20 protein-coding genes are annotated in these 19,970 nt (G+C 68.3%); 14 read left to right on the top strand and 6 right to left on the bottom strand.

Annotated elements, in window-relative coordinates; genetic code table 11:
* Positions 1 to 68: 68 nt before the first annotated feature.
* The 8 genes from AC1ROD_RS12535 (at position 69) to AC1ROD_RS12500 (ending at position 9,168) form a co-directional block, all read left to right on the top strand.
* On the top strand, positions 69 to 584 hold the full coding sequence (locus AC1ROD_RS12535) for an A24 family peptidase (protein WP_492948598.1): 516 nt from the start codon (positions 69 to 71) through the stop codon (positions 582 to 584).
* A 151-nt stretch (positions 585 to 735) separates the two neighbouring features.
* On the top strand, positions 736 to 1,680 hold the full coding sequence (gene cpaB / locus AC1ROD_RS12530; protein ID WP_492948597.1) for a Flp pilus assembly protein CpaB: 945 nt from the start codon (positions 736 to 738) through the stop codon (positions 1,678 to 1,680).
* Positions 1,681 to 1,688: 8 nt separating this feature from the next.
* Entirely contained in the window at positions 1,689 to 3,359 is a 1,671-nt protein-coding gene (locus AC1ROD_RS12525) for a type II and III secretion system protein family protein (protein WP_492948596.1), read from the top strand.
* 8 nt (positions 3,360 to 3,367) lie between these two features.
* On the top strand, positions 3,368 to 4,048 hold the full coding sequence (locus tag AC1ROD_RS12520; protein WP_492948595.1) for a CpaD family pilus assembly protein: 681 nt from the start codon (positions 3,368 to 3,370) through the stop codon (positions 4,046 to 4,048).
* A gap of 7 nt (positions 4,049 to 4,055) precedes the next feature.
* A complete protein-coding gene (locus tag AC1ROD_RS12515) occupies positions 4,056 to 5,564 on the top strand; it encodes a CpaE/TadZ family protein (protein ID WP_492948594.1) in 1,509 nt (502 codons plus the stop codon).
* A gap of 6 nt (positions 5,565 to 5,570) precedes the next feature.
* The gene (locus AC1ROD_RS12510; RefSeq protein ID WP_492948593.1) at positions 5,571 to 7,196 is read left to right on the top strand and encodes a TadA family conjugal transfer-associated ATPase; all 1,626 of its coding nucleotides are present in this window, start codon (positions 5,571 to 5,573) and stop codon (positions 7,194 to 7,196) included.
* A 10-nt stretch (positions 7,197 to 7,206) separates the two neighbouring features.
* A complete protein-coding gene (locus AC1ROD_RS12505) occupies positions 7,207 to 8,187 on the top strand; it encodes a type II secretion system F family protein (protein WP_492948592.1) in 981 nt (326 codons plus the stop codon).
* Between the two features lie 12 nt (positions 8,188 to 8,199).
* Positions 8,200 to 9,168 carry a type II secretion system F family protein gene (locus AC1ROD_RS12500; RefSeq protein ID WP_492948591.1) on the top strand — a complete coding sequence of 323 codons (969 nt, stop codon included), beginning with the start codon at positions 8,200 to 8,202 and terminating at the stop codon, positions 9,166 to 9,168.
* 133 nt (positions 9,169 to 9,301) lie between these two features.
* On the opposite strand, the gene AC1ROD_RS12495 is transcribed toward AC1ROD_RS12500, so the two are convergent.
* From AC1ROD_RS12495 to AC1ROD_RS12485, 3 genes are read right to left on the bottom strand one after another with little or no spacing between them, the layout of a single operon-like run.
* Positions 9,302 to 9,748, bottom strand: a complete 447-nt coding sequence (locus tag AC1ROD_RS12495) for an SRPBCC family protein (protein WP_492948590.1) — start codon at positions 9,746 to 9,748, stop codon at positions 9,302 to 9,304.
* A gap of 54 nt (positions 9,749 to 9,802) precedes the next feature.
* On the bottom strand, positions 9,803 to 11,104 hold the full coding sequence (locus AC1ROD_RS12490; RefSeq protein WP_492948589.1) for an MFS transporter: 1,302 nt from the start codon (positions 11,102 to 11,104) through the stop codon (positions 9,803 to 9,805).
* A gap of 2 nt (positions 11,105 to 11,106) precedes the next feature.
* Positions 11,107 to 11,478 carry a hypothetical protein gene (locus AC1ROD_RS12485; RefSeq protein ID WP_492948588.1) on the bottom strand — a complete coding sequence of 124 codons (372 nt, stop codon included), beginning with the start codon at positions 11,476 to 11,478 and terminating at the stop codon, positions 11,107 to 11,109.
* 94 nt (positions 11,479 to 11,572) lie between these two features.
* Here AC1ROD_RS12485 and AC1ROD_RS12480 point away from each other — a divergent pair, with 94 nt between their 5' ends.
* From AC1ROD_RS12480 to AC1ROD_RS12470, 3 genes are read left to right on the top strand one after another with little or no spacing between them, the layout of a single operon-like run.
* Positions 11,573 to 12,928, top strand: a complete 1,356-nt coding sequence (locus AC1ROD_RS12480; protein WP_492948587.1) for an amidohydrolase — start codon at positions 11,573 to 11,575, stop codon at positions 12,926 to 12,928.
* 32 nt (positions 12,929 to 12,960) lie between these two features.
* Positions 12,961 to 13,302: a RidA family protein gene (locus AC1ROD_RS12475; RefSeq protein WP_492948586.1), complete on the top strand. Its 342-nt coding sequence runs from the start codon at positions 12,961 to 12,963 to the stop codon at positions 13,300 to 13,302.
* Between the two features lie 10 nt (positions 13,303 to 13,312).
* The gene (locus AC1ROD_RS12470; RefSeq protein ID WP_492948585.1) at positions 13,313 to 13,522 is read left to right on the top strand and encodes a hypothetical protein; all 210 of its coding nucleotides are present in this window, start codon (positions 13,313 to 13,315) and stop codon (positions 13,520 to 13,522) included.
* 139 nt (positions 13,523 to 13,661) lie between these two features.
* Here AC1ROD_RS12470 and AC1ROD_RS12465 read toward each other — a convergent pair whose 3' ends face one another.
* Positions 13,662 to 14,027: an endonuclease domain-containing protein gene (locus tag AC1ROD_RS12465; RefSeq protein ID WP_492948584.1), complete on the bottom strand. Its 366-nt coding sequence runs from the start codon at positions 14,025 to 14,027 to the stop codon at positions 13,662 to 13,664.
* Between the two features lie 106 nt (positions 14,028 to 14,133).
* Between AC1ROD_RS12465 and AC1ROD_RS12460 the strand changes: the two genes are divergently transcribed.
* Both AC1ROD_RS12460 and pdeM read left to right on the top strand, forming a co-directional pair.
* Positions 14,134 to 16,674: a ligase-associated DNA damage response DEXH box helicase gene (locus tag AC1ROD_RS12460; RefSeq protein ID WP_492948583.1), complete on the top strand. Its 2,541-nt coding sequence runs from the start codon at positions 14,134 to 14,136 to the stop codon at positions 16,672 to 16,674.
* Between the two features lie 32 nt (positions 16,675 to 16,706).
* Positions 16,707 to 17,420, top strand: coding sequence for a ligase-associated DNA damage response endonuclease PdeM (pdeM, locus tag AC1ROD_RS12455; RefSeq protein WP_492948582.1), 714 nt, complete (start codon positions 16,707 to 16,709; stop codon positions 17,418 to 17,420).
* Here pdeM and AC1ROD_RS12450 read toward each other — a convergent pair.
* Positions 17,417 to 18,238 carry an ABC transporter permease gene (locus AC1ROD_RS12450; RefSeq protein WP_492948581.1) on the bottom strand — a complete coding sequence of 274 codons (822 nt, stop codon included), beginning with the start codon at positions 18,236 to 18,238 and terminating at the stop codon, positions 17,417 to 17,419. The two genes, pdeM and AC1ROD_RS12450, sit on opposite strands and share 4 nt — an antisense overlap.
* A gap of 371 nt (positions 18,239 to 18,609) precedes the next feature.
* Between AC1ROD_RS12450 and gcrA the strand changes: the two genes are divergently transcribed.
* On the top strand, positions 18,610 to 19,143 hold the full coding sequence (gcrA, locus tag AC1ROD_RS12445; protein WP_492948580.1) for a cell cycle sigma 70 cofactor GcrA: 534 nt from the start codon (positions 18,610 to 18,612) through the stop codon (positions 19,141 to 19,143).
* A gap of 208 nt (positions 19,144 to 19,351) precedes the next feature.
* Here the strand turns inward: gcrA and AC1ROD_RS12440 are convergent, their stop codons facing one another.
* Positions 19,352 to 19,897 (bottom strand): dihydrofolate reductase family protein, encoded by a 546-nt coding sequence (locus tag AC1ROD_RS12440; RefSeq protein WP_492948579.1) that lies wholly within the window; start codon positions 19,895 to 19,897, stop codon positions 19,352 to 19,354.
* Positions 19,898 to 19,970 lie beyond the last annotated feature (73 nt).

The raw sequence follows: 19,970 nt of genomic DNA, 5'->3' as shown, positions 1-19,970 counted from the left end.
TTTATGGGTCGCCCGTCGGCGGGATCCGGGAAACCCGGCCTTAACGCCAGTTCCGCATAGTGGTCCTCATGGAAACCGTGACCCTGCTGCTGCTCAGCATTCTCCCCTGCCTGACGATCGCCGCCGCCCTGAGCGATCTGACGACGATGAAGATCCCCAACTGGATCTCGGGGCTGTTGATCCTCGGCTTCTTCCCGACCGCCTTCATGGTCGGTCTGTCGCCGATGACGGTGCTGGCCCATGTCGGCGTCGCGGTCGTCGCCCTTTTCGTCGGCATGGGTCTGTTCGCCATGCGGGTCATCGGCGGCGGAGACGCCAAGCTGATGGCCGCCGCCTGCCTGTGGATGGGCGTGGCCGGCTCGACCGTGTTCGTGCTGTGGACCGGCGTCGCGGGCGGGATCTTCTGCCTGTTGCTGATGTTCGCCCGAAGCCAGCTGCGCCCCTATATCTTCGGCGCCCCCCAATGGATCGACAGCCTGCTGGAGCCCCGGGGCGACATCCCCTACGGCGTCGCCATCGCCATCGGCGCCCTGCTGGCCTTTCCGTCCAGCGCCCTCCTGACCGGCTTCGTCGCCGGACACTAGGCGGCGCGGCCAGAACAAGCCTGTCCCGGACGGCGACTTGCCTCCGGCCTCGGGCACTTAGGCGCTCGTTAACACGTGGCGTTCATTCTCCTTAATGGCGCGTCGTCGGTGGGGACCGATTCCGTTTGCCCGACTGTGCCGGAGACCGTCGATGAAGCCCGCCCGTATCGCCGTCATCTGCGTCGCCGCCGCAGCCGCCATCGGCCTCGCCTTCGTCGTGCGCGCCATGGGCTCGTCGGGCAAGCCGGTCGCCGTGGCCACCGCCGCTCCGATGGAGGCCGCGCGTCCGATGGCCAAGGTTCTGGTCGCCGCGCGCGATCTCCAGCCCGGCAAGCGTCTGGAAGACGGCGACATGACCTGGAAGGACTGGCCGGTCGACGAGGTCAATCCGGCCTTCATCACCGACGGCACGACCCCCGTCCCCGCCCCGCCGACCGCCGATGAGGCCAAGGCCGCCGCCGGAACCCTGGAAGGCGCGCCCGCTGCGGCCGCCAAGTCCGGCAACGCCATCGCCGCGGTCGCCCGCGCCGCCAACGACGTCGCCACCGGCGGCGCCAAGGCCGATTATGTCGGCTCGGTCGTGCGTGAACCCATTCTGGCCGGAGAGCCCATCGTCGCGCGCAAGATCGTCCGCGCCGGCGACAGCGGCTATCTGGCCGCCTACCTCGAGCCCGGCATGCGCGCCATGGCCATCCGCGTAACGGTGGAGACCGCCGCCGGCGGCTTCATCCTTCCCGGAGACCGGGTCGACGTCCTGATGACCAAGGCGGCCGCGACCTCCGGCATCGACAACAGTCAGGGCTCCAAATTCACGTCCGCCACCGTGATGCGCAACATCAAGGTCCTGGCCATCGACCAGACCACCCGCGCCGGCGATGACGAACAGTCGGTGGTCGGCGCCACGGCCACGCTGGAAGTCGGTCCGGCCGACGCCGAGGCCCTGGCCCTCGCCAAGTCCGAGGGCGACCTGTCGCTGGTCCTGCGTTCCTACGCCGACACCGCCGGTCCGTCGGGCCGTGTTGTCCAGAACGCGCGCCAATCCACCGCCATCCGCGTCTTCCGCGGCGGCGCTCCCGAAGTGGTCGTGGTCCAATGAAGCGTCTCATGCCCTCCATCACCAAGCCTGCGCGTCTGCTGACGGTCCTGGCCTCGGCCGGTCTGACTGCCCTGGCCCCGCTCGCCGCGCCGGTCGCGGCCTTCGCCTCCGATGCGGACGGCCGGTCCTCGGTCCAGGTCGGCTCGACCCCGCGCCTGATCAATCTGCCGCGCGGCTCGTCGATGGCCATCGACCTGCCGACCGACGCCCATGACGCCATCGTCTCCAACCCGGCGGTCGCCGAGGCCCTGACGCACAGCTCGCGGCGCTACACCATCATCGGCGTGGCCCCGGGCCAGACCGACGCCGTCTTCCTCGACGCCGCCGGCCGCACCATCCTGTCGCTGCGCATCCGGGTCGACGCCGGCGTCTATGCGCTGCAGGACACCATTGATCGCGTCGCCCCCGGCTCCCAGGCCCATGCCGAAGCGCTCAACGACAGCATCGTCCTGACCGGCATGGTCACCAGCGCCGCGGAGGCCGACCGCATCGTCCAGCTGGCCCGCGCCTTCGTCTCGGCGCCGGAAAAGGTCCTCAACATGATGACCGTGGCCGGTTCCGACCAGGTCACGCTCAAGGTGCGGGTGGTCGAGGTCCAGCGCAGCGCGGCCAAGCAGCTGGGCCTGTCGTCGAACGTCATCTTCAACTCGGGGTCCCAGGCCATCAGCTTCGGCCGGGCCAACACCTACGGCGCCAACGGCGCCTCGCTGGGCGGCGGCGGCGCCTGCTACACCCAGACCGGCGCCCGCACGACGAACTTCAGCAACGGCGTAAACAACAGCAACGAGACCTCCAGCGGGTCACTCCAGACCATCACGAACGGGGGAACGAACACCGAGACGACCCAGGTCGGCATCTTCGGCGTTCCGGGCACCGCCAGCTCCGCCACGACGACGAGCGGCAATACGGTCGAGTCGACGCTTTCCAACACGGTGACCAACGCCATCACCTCGGCGGCGTCCACCCTCTACAGCACCGTCACCGGCAACAACGCCAGCGCCTGTCTGCAGGCCTTCGAGCGCGTCGGCCTGATCCGCACCCTGGCCGAACCGAACCTGACCTCGGTCAACGGCGAGAGCGCGACCTTCCTGGCGGGCGGCGAGTTCCCGGTCCCCTCCGGTCGCGACAAGGACGGCACCATCACCGTCGAATACAAGCCCTACGGCGTCAGCCTCGCCTTCCGGCCGGTCGTCCGGACCGCGGGGAATATCTCGATGCAGGTCTCGATCGAGGTGTCCGAACTGGCCAATGACGGCGGTCTGACCATCGGCGCCGGCACGACCTCGTCGATCACCCTGCCCGGCCTGAAGGTGCGGCGTTCCCAGACCACGGTCGAACTGCCCAGCGGCGGATCGATGATGATCGCCGGGATGCTGCAGGAAAACACCGCCCAGACGATCGACTCCCTGCCCGGCGTGACCAACCTTCCCGTCCTCGGATCGCTGTTCCGCTCGCGCGACTACATGAACGGCGAGACCGAACTGGTCGTGATCGTCGAGCCCTATATCGTCAGCCCGACCTCGCCCGGCCGGATGCAGACCCCCGCTGACGGCCTGAGGATCGCCACCGACCTCCAGTCCAATCTGTTCGGCCAGCTCAACCAGGCCTACGGCACCCCCGCCCCGACGGCGGTCGAGGGCGCCGGATGGCAGGGTCCGGTCGGCTATGTGATCGAGTGAGAGATCTGATGACCCGTTTCATCCCTCGCGCCCTGGTTCTGGTCCTCGCGCCCCTGACCCTGGCCGCCTGTATGGGCGGTCCGGCCGGCGGCGTCGGCCCCGCCCCGCTCAGCCCCACGTCGCGCTTCACCCTGCAGGTCGAGCCGGACGTCGACCGCATCGCCCTGGCGGTGCACGAGGAAGGCCTGTCGGGCAACCAGCAGGCCGCCCTGACCGACCTCTCCAACCGCTTCGGCATCGCCGGGGCGACCGTGCTGCGCATCGAGGCGCCGTCGGGCGGCGATCCGGTCTCGGCCGCCTTCGCGTATCAGATCAAGGCCGCCCTCGAAGCCCGCGGCGCGCCCGTCCAGGCCATCGAGGTCGTGGGGTACGCCGCGCCGGATCCGCGCGCGCCCGTCCTGGTCGGCTTCGAGACCCTGCAGGCGGCTGTGCCCCGGTGCGGGACCTCCTGGGGCAACCTGGGCCGGACCAACCGCAACGAGACCTCGGCCAATTTCGGCTGCGCGGTCACCGCCAATCTGGCGGCCCAGATCGACAATCCGCGCGACATCGTCACGCCGCGCGGCATGACCCCTTCCGACAACGGCCGTCGCGCCGTCGTCTTCGACAACTACCGCAAAGGCGAAGCCACCGCGGCCCCTCAAGAAGATCTCGTCGCGAACCGGCGGGTTTCCCAGGCGGTGAATTGATCCGATCATGAGTAACGCCTTCGCCCCCCGGAGCTATGAAGCCTTCGAGGACGAATTCGATCTCGACGGCGAGTTCGCGCCTCAAGCGGGCGGTCCCGACGTGCGCGAACCGCTTCAGTTCACTGCACCCGCAGCGGCCGCCCCGGCGACCGCGCCCGCCGCCGTGAGCGGCCAGATGCCGGTCGCCGCCTCGAGCTTCAATCCGGTCGGCGACATGATGGCCGGCGCCGTCTCCGCCCTTCAGCCCTCGTCGATGGGCGCGGAAGTGTCGGTGCCGCGCATCGCCATCCACGTCTTCGCCGAACGTCAGGACACCCTCGCCGCCGCCGAGCGCGCGGGCCAGGACCGCCGCCTGTCGCGCGCCACGACCCAGATCCGCGTCGGCGGCGTCCCCGCCGCGGTCGAGGCCTATCACCATGAGCCCACGCCGCCCCTGATCATCGTCGAATGCCTGTCGGACCCGCACACCCTGCTCCAGCAGGTCGATATGCTGGCCGAGGTCTGCGACGCGGGCACCAAGGTCGTGGTCATCGGCGCCACCAACGACATCATCCTGTTCCGTGAGCTGATGCGCCGCGGGGTGTCGGAATATCTGGTCGCCCCGATCCAGCCGCTGCAGCTGATCGCGGCCATCGGCGGCCTGTTCGCCGACCCGGCCCAGCCCTTCGTCGGCCGCTCGATCGCCTTCGTCGGCGCGCGCGGCGGCGCGGGGGCCTCTTCGGTCGCCCATAACACCGCCTATGCGATGTCCGAGCGGATCGGCGCCAACACCGTCATCGTCGACTACGACCTGCCGTTCGGCACCGCCGGCCTGGACTTCAACCAGGACCCGCTGAACGGGGTCGCCGACGCCCTCGGCCAGCCCGACCGTCTGGACGCCACCCTGCTGGACCGGATGATGGTCCGCTGCACCGACAAGCTGTCGCTGTTCGCCGCGCCCGCCACCCTCGACGTGGACTGGGACATCTCGCCCGACGCCTTCGAGGAGGTGACCAGCCGCATCCGCTCCACCGCCCCCTTCGTGGTGCTGGACCTGCCGCACCTCTGGTCCGGCTGGATGCGCAAGACGCTGATTTCGGCCGATGAAGTAGTCGTGGTGGCGACGCCCGACCTGGCCTCGCTGCGCAACGCCAAGAACATGATCGATCTGATCAAGTCGGGCCGGCCCAACGACGCGCCGCCGCGGCTGGTGCTCAACCAGGTCGGCGTGCCCGGCCGTCCGGAGATCCCGGCCAAGGACTTCGGCGCCGCGCTCGGCGTCCATCCCAGCCTGATCATCCCGTTTGATGCAAAGCTGTTCGGGGCCGCCGCCAACAACGGCCAGATGATCATCGACTCGGGCGCCAAGTCCAAGGCCGCCGAAGCCTTCCAGACCCTGGCCCAGATCGTCTCGCGCCGCGAACTGCCCCAGATCGCCGGTCCCAAGGGCAAGCCGGCCCCCGGTTCCGGAGCAGGCGCCGCCTCGGGCAAGGCCGAGAGCAAGTCGATGTTCGCCAACATGTTCAAGAAGCGCTGATCCGCCGTGTTCGGTAAGCGCACAGGCCAGCCCGCCCCCTCGGCGCCGCTACAGCCCATGGCCCAGCCCATGGGCCATTCGGTCGAGGCCGCGCCGCAATTCGGCGGCCAGCCGCAGCAGGGCGTCCAGACCCAGGCCTTCGCCTTCACCGCCGAGGAGACCGCCCCGGCCGCCGCCGGCTTCGCCCAGGCGGCTGCGCCTGCGCCGTCCGGTCCCGACCGTCTCGACGCCCTGGCCGCACGGCCCAAGCCGGCCGCCGCTCCGGCGCCCAAGCCTTCCAACGGCCCGGGTCCCCGCGCCACGGCCGGCTTCGAACAGCTGAAGAAGGCCCAGCCCGTCGCCGAGATCGTGCGCGAGCAGAGCGACTATTATCACGCGACGAAGACCACCATCTTCAACGCCTTGATGAACACCATCGACCTGTCCCAGCTGGCCCAGCTGGACACCAAGGCGGCGTCCGAAGAGATCCGCGACATCGTCGCCGAGCTGGTGGCGATCAAGAACGTCTCCATGTCGGTCGCCGAGCAGGAGCATCTGGTCCAGGACATCGTCAACGACGTCCTCGGCTACGGCCCGCTCGAACCGCTGCTGATGCGCGACGACATCGCCGACATCATGGTGAACGGCGCTGGCCGGGTCTTCATCGAAGTGAACGGCAAGGTCCAGCTGACCAATGTCCGCTTCCGCGACAACACCCAGCTGATGAACATCTGTCAGCGGATCGTGTCCCAGGTCGGCCGTCGCGTCGACGAAAGCTCTCCGATCTGCGACGCCCGTCTGCCCGACGGCAGCCGCGTCAACGTCATCGCCCCGCCGCTGGCCATCGACGGCGCGACCCTGACGATCCGGAAGTTCAAGAAAGACAAGCTGACGATGAAGAACCTGGTGGAGTACGCCTCCATCAGTCCGGAAGGGGCCCGCGTCCTGGGCGTCATCGGCGCCTGCCGATGCAACGTCGTCATCTCCGGCGGTACGGGTTCGGGCAAGACGACCCTGCTCAACACCCTCACCGCCTTCATCGACCCCACCGAGCGCGTCATCACCTGCGAGGACGCCGCCGAACTGCAGCTGCAGCAGCCGCACGTGGTCCGTCTGGAAACCCGGCCGCCGAACCTGGAGGGCCAAGGCGCCATCCACATGCGCGACCTGATCAAGAACTGTCTGCGGATGCGCCCCGAACGCATCATCGTCGGCGAGGTCCGCGGCCCCGAGGCGTTCGACCTGCTGCAGGCCATGAACACCGGCCACGACGGCTCGATGGGCACGCTCCACGCCAACTCCCCGCGTGAGGCCCTGGCCCGGATGGAGTCGATGATCACCATGGGTGGCTACGGCCTGCCCTCCAAGACCATCCGCGAGATGATCACCGGCTCCGTCGACGTCATCGTCCAGGCCGCCCGCCTGCGCGACGGCTCGCGCCGCATCACCCACATCACCGAGGTGGTCGGCCTGGAAGGCGACGTCATCGTCACCCAGGACCTCTTCATCTACGAAATCACCGGCGAGGACGAGCACGGCAAGGTCGTCGGCCGTCACCGCTCCACCGGCATCGCCCGCCCGCGCTTCTGGGACCGCGCCCGCTACTACGGCCTGGAACGCGAGCTGGCCGAAGCCCTCGACGCGGCGGAGTAGAGTTCACGCCATGCTGCCCATTCTCGCCGCCATCCTCGCCTTCGTGACCATCGGCGGTCTCGGCTGGGCGCTCGTCGGCGGCGACGATTCCTCGAACGCCGCCCTCAAGCGCGCCCAGGGACTCGGTCAGCGCAATCCGGCCAACGCCAAGAAGCTGGCTGCAGCCGCCGCCAGCAACACGCCGGAGGCGCGCCGCAAGCAGATCGTCGATCAGCTGAAGGAGGCGGACCGCAAGGAACGCAAGGCCCGCATGACCATGGCGGCCAAGCTGAAACACGCCGGCCTGACGATGAATATCCGCACCTTCTGGATCATCAGCGCGGTGCTCGGCGTCTTCGGCCTGCTGCTGCCGCTGCTGCTCGGGGCCAATATCTTCATCGCCCTCGGCGCCGCCGTCATCCTCGGCGCCGGCCTGCCGCGCTGGGTCGTCGGCTTCATCGGCAAGGGCCGGATGAAGAAATTCTCGGGCGAATTCGCCAATGCCGTCGACGTCATCGTGCGCGGCATCAAGTCGGGCCTGCCGGTCCATGAATGCTTCAAGATCATTGCTCGCGAGAGCCCTGCGCCGCTGGGGCCGGAGTTCCAGACCCTGGTCGAGGGCATGGGCGTGGGCCTGACCCTGCCCCAGGCTTTGGACAAGATGTACGAGCGCATGCCGACCGCCGAGCTGCGCTTCTTCGCCATCGTCATCGCCATCCAGCAGAAGACCGGCGGCAACCTGGCCGAGGCCCTGTCCAACCTGACCACCGTGCTCCGCGCCCGCAGGATGATGGCCGAGAAGATCAAGGCCCTGTCGTCCGAGGCCATGGCCTCCGCGGGCATCATCGGCTCCCTGCCCCCTGTGGTCATGGGCCTCGTCTTCATCACCACCCCCGCCTACATGATGCTGCTGTTCACCGACCCGCGCGGTCAGGTGATGCTGCTGGGCGCGGCGCTGTGGATGTCCGCCGGCGTCTTCGTGATGAAGAAGATGATCGCGTTCAAGTTCTAGGCGGGAAAGACCATGATCGCCTTCCTCACCAACCCGCAGAACCTGCTCTCCATCCTCGTGGGCGTGCTGGCCTTCGCCACTCTCTTCACCCTGCTGTCCTCCGTCGGCGGCGGGGCGAAGCTCGAAAACCGGATGAACGCCGTCGCCGTGCGCCGCGACGAGCTGAAGCGCCGTTCACGTCAGGCCCTGGCCAAGGAGGGCGGCCTGCGCCACACCGACGCCGGCTTCCACAAGGACGTGGTCGAGAAGCTGAACCTGGCCAAGATGCTGGAAGACCCCCAGGTCATCGAAAAACTGGCCCAGGCCGGCTACCGGGGCCCCAAGCCCCTCAACCGCTTCTACTTCTTCCGCTTCGCCTCGCCTTTCATCTTCTTCGCCTTCGTCGGCTTCTACCTGTTCATTTTCAATGACTTCGGCCTGCCGCTGATGGCGCGGGTTACGGCGACGATGGCGGCGGCGGTCGTCGGCTTCTATGCGCCGAACATCTATCTCTCCAACATGATCGCCAAGCGTCAGCAGTCGATCATGCAGGCCTTCCCCGACGCGCTCGACCTGCTGCTGATCTGCGTGGAATCCGGCATGTCGATCGAGGGCGCCATCCAGAAGGTCTCGCAGGAGATCGGCGGCACCTCCATCGAACTGGCCGAGGAGCTGTCGCTGCTCTCGGCCGAGCTGAGCTATCTGCCCGAGCGACGTCAGGCCTATGAAGGTCTGGCCAAGCGGACCAACCACGCCGGGGTCAAGGCGGTCACCACCTCCATGGTCCAGGCCGAGCAATACGGCACGCCCCTGGCCGCCGCCCTGCGCACCATGGCCAAGGAAAACCGCGACCTGCGCATGGCCGCCGCAGAGAAGAAGGCCGCCGCCCTGCCGGCCAAGCTGACCGTGCCGATGATCCTGTTCTTCCTGCCGGTGCTGTTCGTCGTGATCCTCGGTCCGGCGATCATCAACATCCAGGACACGATGGCGAAGAGCCACTAGCTCGATCCTCCCCCATTGGGGGAGGTGGCGCGGCGCACTTGCGCCGTGACGGTGGGGGCCAATCCACATGCGGTGTTTGGGGTCAGCCCCCTCCACCGCTTCGCGGTCCCCCTCCCCCTACGGGGGAGGATCCTTAAGCCTTTTCGATCGCCTCGGCCGCCGCCTTCAGCGCCTCGCCGACCTGGATGTAGGCGTCCTTGATCGCCTTGCGGTGCTTGTCGTGGAAGAACTCGCCACGGAAGCCGCCGAACCAGACGCCGTTGGCCACGATGCAATTGCCGGGGACCAGTTCCTCGATCTCGAAATAGCGCATGGCGTTGAACTGCCAGCCACGCCGCTCGTGCCAGATCAGCTGGGCATAGGGACGCCAGTCGCCGACCTTGCCGACCACCTGCCGCTCGGGCAGGCCGGGAATGGCCTCGGTCAGGCTGATCGAGCCGCCATAGCCGATACGGCCCTCGGCGCCCGTCTCGATCGGGTTCCACTGGCTCCAGGTTCCCAGATCGCCGATCAGGCTCCAGATCGTGTCCGAGGTGGCCTGCACCCCGATGCGGTTCTCGATACGTGTCGAACTGTCCATTTCCGGTCTGTGGCACGGCGCGCGGGCGGAAGGAAGACGGGTCCGTTGTCGCGTCTAGCGATTGCCCTCGGGCCCGGGCTGGGAGGCGGGCGGCTCGGACGCGACCTCGGCCCCGACCCCGGTCGAGACGGCCGCCGCCCTCAGCGCCGCGCTCGTCAGGCAGATCAGGAAGGCCAGGACCAGCAGGGTCGCATTGGCCGCGAACGGCCCGAACCCGGCCAGCTGGTAGAGCGCCACCCCGACAACCGGCGGGACCAGATAGCTGATGCCCGCGATCGACATCATCAATCCCGCCACCGCCCCCTGCTCGGCCGGCCCGACCGCCAGCGACGCCCCCGCCGTGAACCCCGGCCGGGCGAAGCCGACCCCCATCGACACCACTGCATAGCCGACCACCACGCCGTAAAAGCCGGGCGCGAAGATGCTCAGCAGATTGCCCGCCAGCGCCATCCCCGCCCCCCAGCGCATCAGGGCGCGTGGCTGCAGCCTCAACAGGGGGATCAGGCCCCACTGCACCATCAGGGTCGCGGCGGCCCCGGCGAACATGGCGGTGGCGATGAAGGGCTGGGCCTGAAGCGTGGTCAGCCCCGTCTTCGCCATCTCGTCGATGACGTGAAAGCCCAGCACCGAGATGTTGATCGCCTGCGCCCCCGTCACCAGCAGGCCGTAGATCAGGAAGTCGCGCACCCGCGCGTCCTTCCAAAGACCGCGCCCGTCATGATCCTTCTGGCCCGTCGGCGACGGAATCCGGGTCACGCCCCCGCTCGGCAGCTTCCTCGCCACCCAGACGAAGGCCGCCGCGGCGACGGCGGCGAAGACATACATCGGCCCGGCCAGCCCCACGACCGGCAGGATCAGCAGCGGCGCCAGGGTCGGGCCGATGACCGTGCCCAGACCTTGCGCCGAAGCCAGCAGGGACATGGCCTGGGTCCGCTCCTCCGGCGCGGTGCGGTCGGCGACATAGGCCTGTGAGGCGATCGGCGCGGCCGAACCGAAGACGCCGTAGATGGTCCGCCCCACCGCCATCAGGACGAAGGCCATCACCGGCCCCAGCCAGTGCTCCAGCCCCGAGGTGGCGGCGAGACCGAACCCGGCCATCGAGGCGCTGAACCCCGCCATCCCGATCAGGATGACGCGCTTGCGCCCCAGCCGGTCGGACAGTCGCGCCCAGACCGGCGAGGTGAGGGTCCACATGAGGGCCGAGATGGCGAAGACCCCGACCACCAGCGTATCCGCCAGATGGAACTGCCGCCCGATCGCGGGCAGCACCGCCTGCAGCGCGATGTTCCCGGCCGAGGCGATCAGGCTGACCGCGCACAGCATGATGAAGGCCGGGGACCGGGGCGGCATCGACATGGTCAGTCGCCGATCAATGTCAGACTGGGCCGCGTCCGCCGCCCGTCATGCAGACCCAGCCGCGCCTTGACCTCCAGCAGGTCGGCGCCGGCCGGCACGATCAGCAGGGCCTTGGGATTGGCGGCGTTGACGGCGATGACCGCGTTCTTGGGGCAGACGTCGAAACAGTCGGTGTGCTTGACCGTCAGCTCGGCCTTGCGGCCCTTGGCGGCCCTCGCGCTCTTGGGCGGCTTCAGATAGCGCTTCAGCGCCTTCTTCAGCGACACGTCGCCGTCGGGCCCGAAGCCGCCGTCCAGCTTCTTCGAGCATTTCTTGCAGACGAGGACGACGTCCTTCCACTGGGTTTTCGCGACCTGAATGGGTTTGTCAGCCATGCTCCGGAGATCGCTGACTCGCGAGACGGACGCAAGCGCCTTGCGCATCGCGTCGCTGAAGCTTCATGATCGGCCGTCCCTCCCGGAGAAACTCATGACCCGCCTGAAATCGCGCCTGACGGCCTTCGTCTTCACTTCGGCGCTGGCTCTTGGAGCGGGATTGGGAGCGGGGGCGGTTCAGGCCCAAACGGCTGCGCCGGACACCCTTTCCGCCGACGTCGCGGCGGCCGCGGCGGAGATCAATCCCAGCGTCATTGAATGGCGCCGCCACCTGCACCAGAATCCCGAGCTGGGCTTCGCCGAGGTCAATACCGCCGCCTATATCGCCGAACACCTCAGGGCCATGGGACTGGAGGTCCGCACCGGGGTCGGCAAGACCGGCGTCGTCGCCATCCTGCACGGCGGCCTGCCGGGGAACCACGTCGTCGCCCTGCGCTCGGACATGGACGCCCTGCCGGTGCAGGAAGCGACCGGCGAGCCCTTCGCCTCGACCGCGACCGGGACCTATATGGGCCAGACCGTGCCCGTCGCCCACGCCTGCGGCCACGACGCCCATATGGCCATGCTGCTGGGCGCCGCCGAGGTCCTGTCGAAGATGAAGGACCGCATTCCGGGCACCGTCGTCTTCATCTTCCAGCCCGCCGAGGAAGGCGCTCCTCCCGGAGAGCCGCTGGGCGGCGCGGCCCTGATGATCAAGGAAGGCGCGCTGAACGATCCGAAGGTCGAGGCCATCTTCGGCATCCACGTCGTGCCCGGAAAGACCGGGACCCTCTTCTACCGGCCGCAGGGCTTCATGGCCGCGTCAGACCGCATCGACATCGTCCTGCACGGCAAACAGACCCACGGCGCCTGGCCCTGGCGCGGCGTCGACGTCATCGCGGCGACCAGCCAGGTGATCGAGACCATCAACACCCTGACCGCCCGGACCATCGACCCGACCATCCATCCGACGGTCTTCACCATCTCCACGATCAACGCCGGGGTCCGCTACAACATCATCCCGGACCAGTCGGTCCTGTCCGGCACCCTGCGCACCTTCGACATCGCCGAGCGCGACGATCTGGTGAAGCGTACCGAGGCGGCCATCGACCATGTCGCGAGCATCTACGGCGCCACCGCCGACTTCTCGATCCGCCAGAACGCCGCCCTGACCTATAACGACCCGGCCCTGTCGACCTGGCTGGCCCCGGTGCTGGAAGAGGCGGCGGGCGCCGGAAACGTCAACCCGGCCAGCCCCCCCGACCACGGTCGCCGAGGACTTCTCCTACTTCCAGGGCCAGATCCCGGGCGTCTTCTACCACCTCGGCGGCACCAAGGTCGGCGAGGACCCGGCCACCGCCGCCCCCAACCACTCGCCCGGCTTCGACGTCGACGAGAGCGTCCTGCCCGTCGGCGTGAGGGCGCATGTGATGACGGCGATCCGGTTCCTGCAGCGCCCCTGATGCGTTAGAGGCGGGGCCGAACCTTCTCAGGAGCCCCGTCATGATCACCCGTCTCGAACCCGGCGCCCGCATGAGCGAGGCCGTGATCCACGGTGATACCATCTACCTCGCCGGTCAGGTCGGGGAGCCCGGCGAGGACGTCGTCGCCCAGACGAAGACCTGCCTGTTCGAGATCGAGCGCCTGCTGGGTCTCGCCGGATCGGACAAGTCGAAGATCCTGATGGCCACCATCTGGCTGGCCGACATCGCCGACTTCGCCGCCATGAACAGCGTCTGGGACGCCTGGGTCGATCCGTCCAACCCGCCGGCCCGCGCCACCTCGGAAGCGAAGCTGGCCTCGCCGGACTATCTGGTCGAGATCGTCGTCACGGCGGCCAAATAGGATCGGGCAGATGAGCGACAGCGAACTCGACCGCTTCAAGGCCCAGCGCGTCACCGCCCTGTTCCGCCTCGACCTGATCGAGAAGGGCGCCCAGATCAATTACGAGGACGGCACCCCCGTCGACATGGCCTCCGAGAAGCTCCGCCTCCAGGAGGTCGTCGCCGACATGGACCGCCGCATCGCCTGGCTCGAGGCGAAGTCTCCCGACAAGCCGCACTGATTTTCCTCACCAAGCGCAGCTTGGGGAGGGGGACCGCCCGCCTCTTGGCGGGTGGTGGAGGGGGTTCTTTATCCTCACCACGAAGTGGGGAGGGGGACCGCGACCCGCTTGGGTCGTGGTGGAGGGGGTTCTTACTTCCTTACCGCCGCAAACGCGCCTCAGCCGCCTCCCGGATAGCCACGAGCACCCCGTCCAGATTGTCCCGGATCGACAGAGCCTGAAACCGGATCACCTCAATCCCCTGCTCCGCCAGCCATGCCGTACGCCGCCGGTCATGCGCGAGCTGATCGGGCTGATCATGGATGGCGCCGTCGACCTCCACCGCCAGCCGTGCGGCGACGCAGTAGAAGTCGAGGATGTACGGCCCCTCCGGCCGCTGGCGACGGAACTTCAGTCCCGCCAAGCCGCTTCCTTTCAATCGAATCCACAGCCGCGCTTCCGGCGGCGTCAAACTTCGCCGGAGATCCCCCGCGCGATGATAGGTAACGGCGTCTGGCTTTGGCAAAGAACCCCCTCCACCGCCCTGCGGGCGGTCCCCCTCCCCACGCTACGCGTGGTGAGGATAGATCACCCCCTAGGGAAACGGAACGGGAACATGCTATAGGTCCCGGGTGACGCCGCCTTCCGCGACATTGCCGCCCCTGTTCGCCGACTGGTTCGCGCAGCGTGGCTGGTCCTTACGCCGCCACCAGGCCGAGATGATCGCGGCGGGGGTCGCCGGACGGCACGCCCTGCTGGTCGCCCCGACCGGCGGCGGCAAGACCCTCGCCGGCTTCCTGCCCAGTCTGATCGAACTGGCCGAGCGCGGCCCGCGTCCCGCCATCGGCCCCGGCTCGGGCATCCACACCATCTACATCTCGCCGCTCAAGGCCCTGACCACCGACGTCGAGCGCAACCTGATGACGCCCATCCGCGAGATCGGGCTGAACATCCATGTCGAGAGCCGCACCGGCGATACCAAGCAATCGAAGAAGCAGCGCCAGCGCGACTTCCCGCCCGACATCCTCCTGACCACCCCGGAACAGCTGGCCCTGTTCTGTGCCTGGGACGGCGCCCGCGCCTACTTCGCCGACCTCAAATGCATCGTCCTCGACGAGGTCCACGCCATCTGGAGCGGCAAGCGCGGCGACCTGCTGGCGCTCGGGATCGCGCGGCTTCAGCAGTTCGCCCCCGCCATGCGGCGCGTGGCGCTGAGCGCGACCATCGACGATCCCGACCTGATCCGGGACTGGTTGAGGCCACACGTCCCCGAGGGCGACCTGCAGGACGTCACCCTGGTGAAGGGCGACCCCGGCGCCCCGCCCGTCGTCGATGTGCTGGTCTCCGAGGGCCACGTCCCCTGGGCCGGCCATACCGGCCAGCACGCCATCCCCGAGGTCTATGAGGCCATCAAGCGGTCGGGCATGACCCTGATCTTCGTCAACACCCGCTGGCAGTCGGAGTTCGTCTTCCAGCAGCTTTGGGAGATCAATGACGACAACCTGCCCATCGGCCTGCACCACGGCTCTCTGGCCGCAGAGCAACGGCGCAAGGTCGAGGCGGCGATGGCGCGCGGCGATCTGCGCGCCGTGGTCTGCACCTCGACGCTGGATCTCGGCATCGACTGGGGCGACGTCGATCTGGTCATCCAGCTGGCCGCGCCCAAGGGGGCCAGCCGCCTTGTCCAGCGCATCGGCCGCGCCAACCACCGGCTGGACGAGCCCTCGCGCGCCCTGATGGTCCCGGCCAGCCGCTTCGAGATGCTGGAGTGTCAGGCCGCGCGCGAGGCCGTCGCCGAGAACGCCTTCGACTGGGAGCCGCACCATATCGGCACCCTCGACACCCTGGCCCAGCACATCATGGGGGTGGCCTGTTCCGAGCCCTTTCGGCTGGAGGACCTCCACGAGGAAATCAGAACCTGCGGCCCCTATGCCGACCTGCCCTATGAACAGTTCGAGGAGGTCGTCGATTTCGTCGCCACCGGCGGCTATGCGCTGCGTTCCTACGACCGCTTCGCCCGGATCGTGAAGGACCGCGAGGGCCGCTGGAAGGTCAGGAACGCCGACACCGCCCAGCGCCACCGCATGAACGTCGGCGCCATCGTCGCGGCCGGAACCCTGAACGTCCGCATCGCCTCGCGCCGCGGGGCGGGCGCCACCAAACAGCTGATCGGCGGCCGCAAGGTCGGCGAGGCCGAGGAGTGGTATTTCGAACAGCTGACGCCCGGCGACACCTTCCTGTTCGCCGGCCAGATCTGGGCCTTTCAGGGCATCTCGGGGACCGACGCCCTCGTCACCCACGCCCAGGACAAGGACCCCAAGATCCCCTCATGGGGCGGCTCCAAATTCCCGATGTCGACCTCGCTCGCCGACCGGGTCCGCAACCTGATCCAGAACCGCGACCACTGGCGCGTCCTGCCGCCCGACGTGCAGGAATGGCTGGAGCTGCAGGAAGCCAAATCCGCCATCCCGACGGCGGACCAGATGCTGATCGAGACCTTCCAGCGCGGCAATCGCCACTTCATGGTCGCCTATCCGTTCGAGGGCGGTCTGGCCCACAACACCCTGGCCATGCTGCTGACCCGGCGGCTGGACCGGGCCGGCGTCGGGCCGCTGGGCTTCGTCTGCACCGACTATTCGATCGCCATCTGGTCGATCAAACCGATGACCTCGACCGCCGACGGCGGCGAGCTCGATTACGACGACCTGTTCCAGCCCGACATGCTGGGCGACGATCTGGAGAGCTGGCTGGAGGAGAGCTTCATGATGAAGCGCACCTTCCGCAACTGCGCCCTGATCTCCGGCCTGATCGAGCGCCGCCAGCCGGGGCAGGAGAAGACCGGGCGTCAGGTGACCTTCTCGACCGACCTGATCTACGACGTCCTGCGTCGCCACCAGCCCGACCATCTGCTGCTCCGCACCGCGCGCGCCGATGCGGCGGCGGGGCTTCTGGACGTGGCGCGGTTAGGGCAGCTGCTGACGCGGATTTCGGGCCAGATCCGGACGAAGGCGCTGGAGCGTCCCTCGCCCTTCTCCGTTCCGGTTCTGGTGGTCATCGGCCGCGAGCGGGTCGGCGGCGGCGACGCGGCCGATATGATCCTGAAGGAATCCGCCGAGGCCCTGATCGCCGAGGTCATGGACGACGCCCCGCCCGAGCTACAGGGTGCGGCGTGACGGCGAGGCGTGCGGTCAGTGAGGAGTGGCGGATGGTTCTGGCGCCGAGGCGGAGCGGATGCGGCGGGCTGGCGGTGCGGATCGCCGGCGAACGCTGCGTGCTGCGCTGTTCGGGCGCCCTGCATGTGGTCGAGCATGACGTCCTGATCGTCGCCGACCTGCATCTGGAGAAGGGCTCGGCCTTCGCCGTGCGCGGCCAGATGCTGCCGCCCTATGACAGCGCCGCCACCCTCGCCCGGCTGGAGGAAGAGATCGCGGCCCTCAACCCCGGCCGCGTCGTCCTGCTGGGCGACAGCTTCCACGACCGCCGCTCGATCCCGCGCATGGCCGACAGCGACCGCGAGACGCTGGAGCGGCTGGCCTTCGGCCGCGAGTGGCTGTGGCTGGAGGGCAATCACGACCGCGAGGCCCTGGGCGCCGACCTCGACCGTCTGCCCGGCTCGGTCATCGAGACCCTGTCGCTCGGCGCGCTCAGGCTGGTGCACGAGCCGATGCCGGGGGATCAGCCGGGCGAGGTGGCGGGGCATCTGCATCCCGCCGCCCGCGTCGCCGCCTATGGCCGGGGCGTGCGCAAACCCTGTTTCATCACCGACGGCAGCCGCATTATCCTGCCGGCCTTCGGCGCCTTCACCGGCGGTCTGAACGTGCGCGATCCGGCCATAGCGAGCCTGTTCTCGACGCCCCCGCTCGCCGCCGTCCCGGGCCGGGACGAGGTGCATGCGATCGCGTGGAAGAGTCTGGTCTAGCTCTTCAGGCGCCAGCCCGAGCGGAACACCAGCCAGCAGGCGAAGGCCATGACCACGGTCAGCAGCGCGGTCATCACCACCCCGATCATCAGACTGCCCTCGGCATGGCCGATGAAGCCCGAACGAAAGCCGTCGATCAGATAGAAGAAGGGGTTGAAGTGGCTGATGGTCGCGAACGGCCCGGGCAGGTTCTGCACCAGATAGAAGGCGCCCGACAGGAAGGTCATGGGCATGACGACGAAGTTCTGGACCGCCGCCAACTGGTCGAACTTCTCGGACCACAGGCCCGCCAGCACCCCGACCATCCCCATCAGCAGGGAGGCGATCAGGCCGAAATAGAGAATGATCGCGAGATTGGCGACGCCCAGCTTCGCGAACGGCAGGACACAGACCGCCGTCACCAGACCCACGGCGATGCCGCGCGTCGCGGCGCCCATGGAAAAGCCGATGGTCAGCTCCAGGGGGCTCAGCGGCGGGGTCAGGAAGTCGGTCGAGGTGCCCATGATCTTGGCCTGGATCAGGCTGGACGAGGCATTGGCGAAGGCGTTGTTCAGGATCGCCATCATGATCAGGCCGGGCGCCACGAACTCGGCGAAGGGCGTCCCGTCGATCGGCGGCCGCGAGCCCTTCAGGGCGACCACGAAGACCAGCATGTAGAGCAGCGTCGTCACCACCGGCGCCGCCACCGTCTGGGTCCCGACCTTCCAGAACCGCCGCACCTCGCGCAGGTACAGGGTCTGCACCCCCACCCAGTTGACCCCATTGTAACGGCGCGGCGTGGGCAGCCCGGACGGGCGGGTAGAGGCGAGATCGGTCATGGAGCGGCAAATGCGCCTTCAGGAGCGGTTTCGCAATGTCCTCACCAAGCAAAGCTTGGGGAGGTGGCGCGGCGCTTCTTCGGCGCCGTGACGGAGGGGGCTCTCGCTGCCTTCGCTTTCGCCAGCCCGCATCCGCTCCCGTCAAAGAACCCCCTCCACCACCCGCGAAGACGCGGGCGGTCCCCCTCCCCACGGCTGCGCCGCGGTGAGGACAGCCCACATAACACCGATTCAACATCTGGTTTCTGTGGACGGACTGATTCGCACATCTTGCGTCTGTTAACCGCTCGTTTACGATTGGTGGTAGGTCGCGGGTCCTGGAGGAAGGGTTCGCCACTACATATTGAATCCTGATCCCCCCGGAGGGCGAGATGACCGCAGGCTGGACCGAAGACCGCGTTGGCGCGCTGAAGAAGCTCTGGCTGGAAGGCCAGTCGGCCAGCCAGATCGCCAAACAACTGGGCGGCGGCGTCACCCGCAACGCCGTGATCGGCAAGGTGCACCGTCTGGGCCTGTCGGGCCGCGCGACCCCGTCGCAGCCGGCGCGGACCACCACCACCGCCTTCCGTCCGGCCAAGACCCGGACGACCCCGCCCAAGCAGGACTACGGCCAACCCTCGGCCCCGCGCCGTATCGAGGCCGTCCAGCCGCGCCCGACCGCTCCGGTCCCGCCGACCCCTCTGCCCGTCGTCGTCGAACAGCCCGGCACCGCCACCGTCCTGACGCTCGGCGCCCACATGTGCAAATGGCCGATCGGCGACCCGTCGTCGCGTGAGTTCAGCTTCTGCGGCCGTCGCGCCTCGGAAGGCGTCTATTGCGGCGAACACGCCCGCGTCGCCTACCAGCCCCAGGTCAAGAAGAACGGCACGAGCGAACTGACCCGCTCGCTGCGTCGCTACATTTAAGGGCGCTAACGCTCGCGACGCGGTCGCTCGCTGCTTGAGCGCGGCGGGCGACCGTATCGTTTGGGTTACGTGCTTTCGAGTTGCTCCGCCCGACCGTTTCGGCGGACACACCTCCACCCCGCGCATGGCTCCCCAGTCAGCGCGGGCTCTGGGCGGGGCTGCGGTTATCCGGGTTGACGCAGCCCCATCGCCCTCTCGTCACGCCGTCTCAGGCGGGCGCATAGGTCAGCAGGACCACATCGTCCCCGACCAGCTCGCTCGACACCAGCTCCAGCGGCGGCGGCGATCCCGTGAAAAACAGCACTCCCTTCGCCCCAAGGCTCGGGCCCGCCACCACCGGGTGCAGATAGATCCGGTATTCGTCGATCATATCCGGCGCCATCAACTGGTTCGCCAGGCCGGGTCCGGCGATTTCGATCTCGCCCTCCAGCCGTTCCTTCAGCCCGCGCATCGCCGTCTCGAGGTCGCCCTCGACCAGGGTCGCATTGGGTCCAACAGTCTTCAGCGTGCGGGACACCACCCATTTCGGCGTCGCTCGCCAGGCCTCGGCATATTCCCGCTCCGGCGCGTCCCAGCCGGGCTGGTCCTCGTCCCAGTAGCGCATGATCTCGTACATCCGCCCGCCATAGACGCTCGCCGTCACTTCGCGCATGTGATCGATGAAATGCCGGAACAGCGTCGGCCCGGGCCCGAAGGCGTCGTGGTTCACATAGCCGTCGAGCGACTGGTTCAACCCGTAGACAAGCTTCGCCATCGCGACCTCCGTGGGAAACGGAGTTCTACCATCCGGAAAGCCATGGCGCAGCCCTGTGCGGCTATTCGCCTTT

The sequence above is a fragment of the Brevundimonas sp. GW821-FHT12E07 genome, from assembly GCF_058807035.1.
The sequence above is the reverse complement of the archived record's forward strand: the minus strand, read 5'-3'. Positions and strand labels throughout refer to the sequence as shown.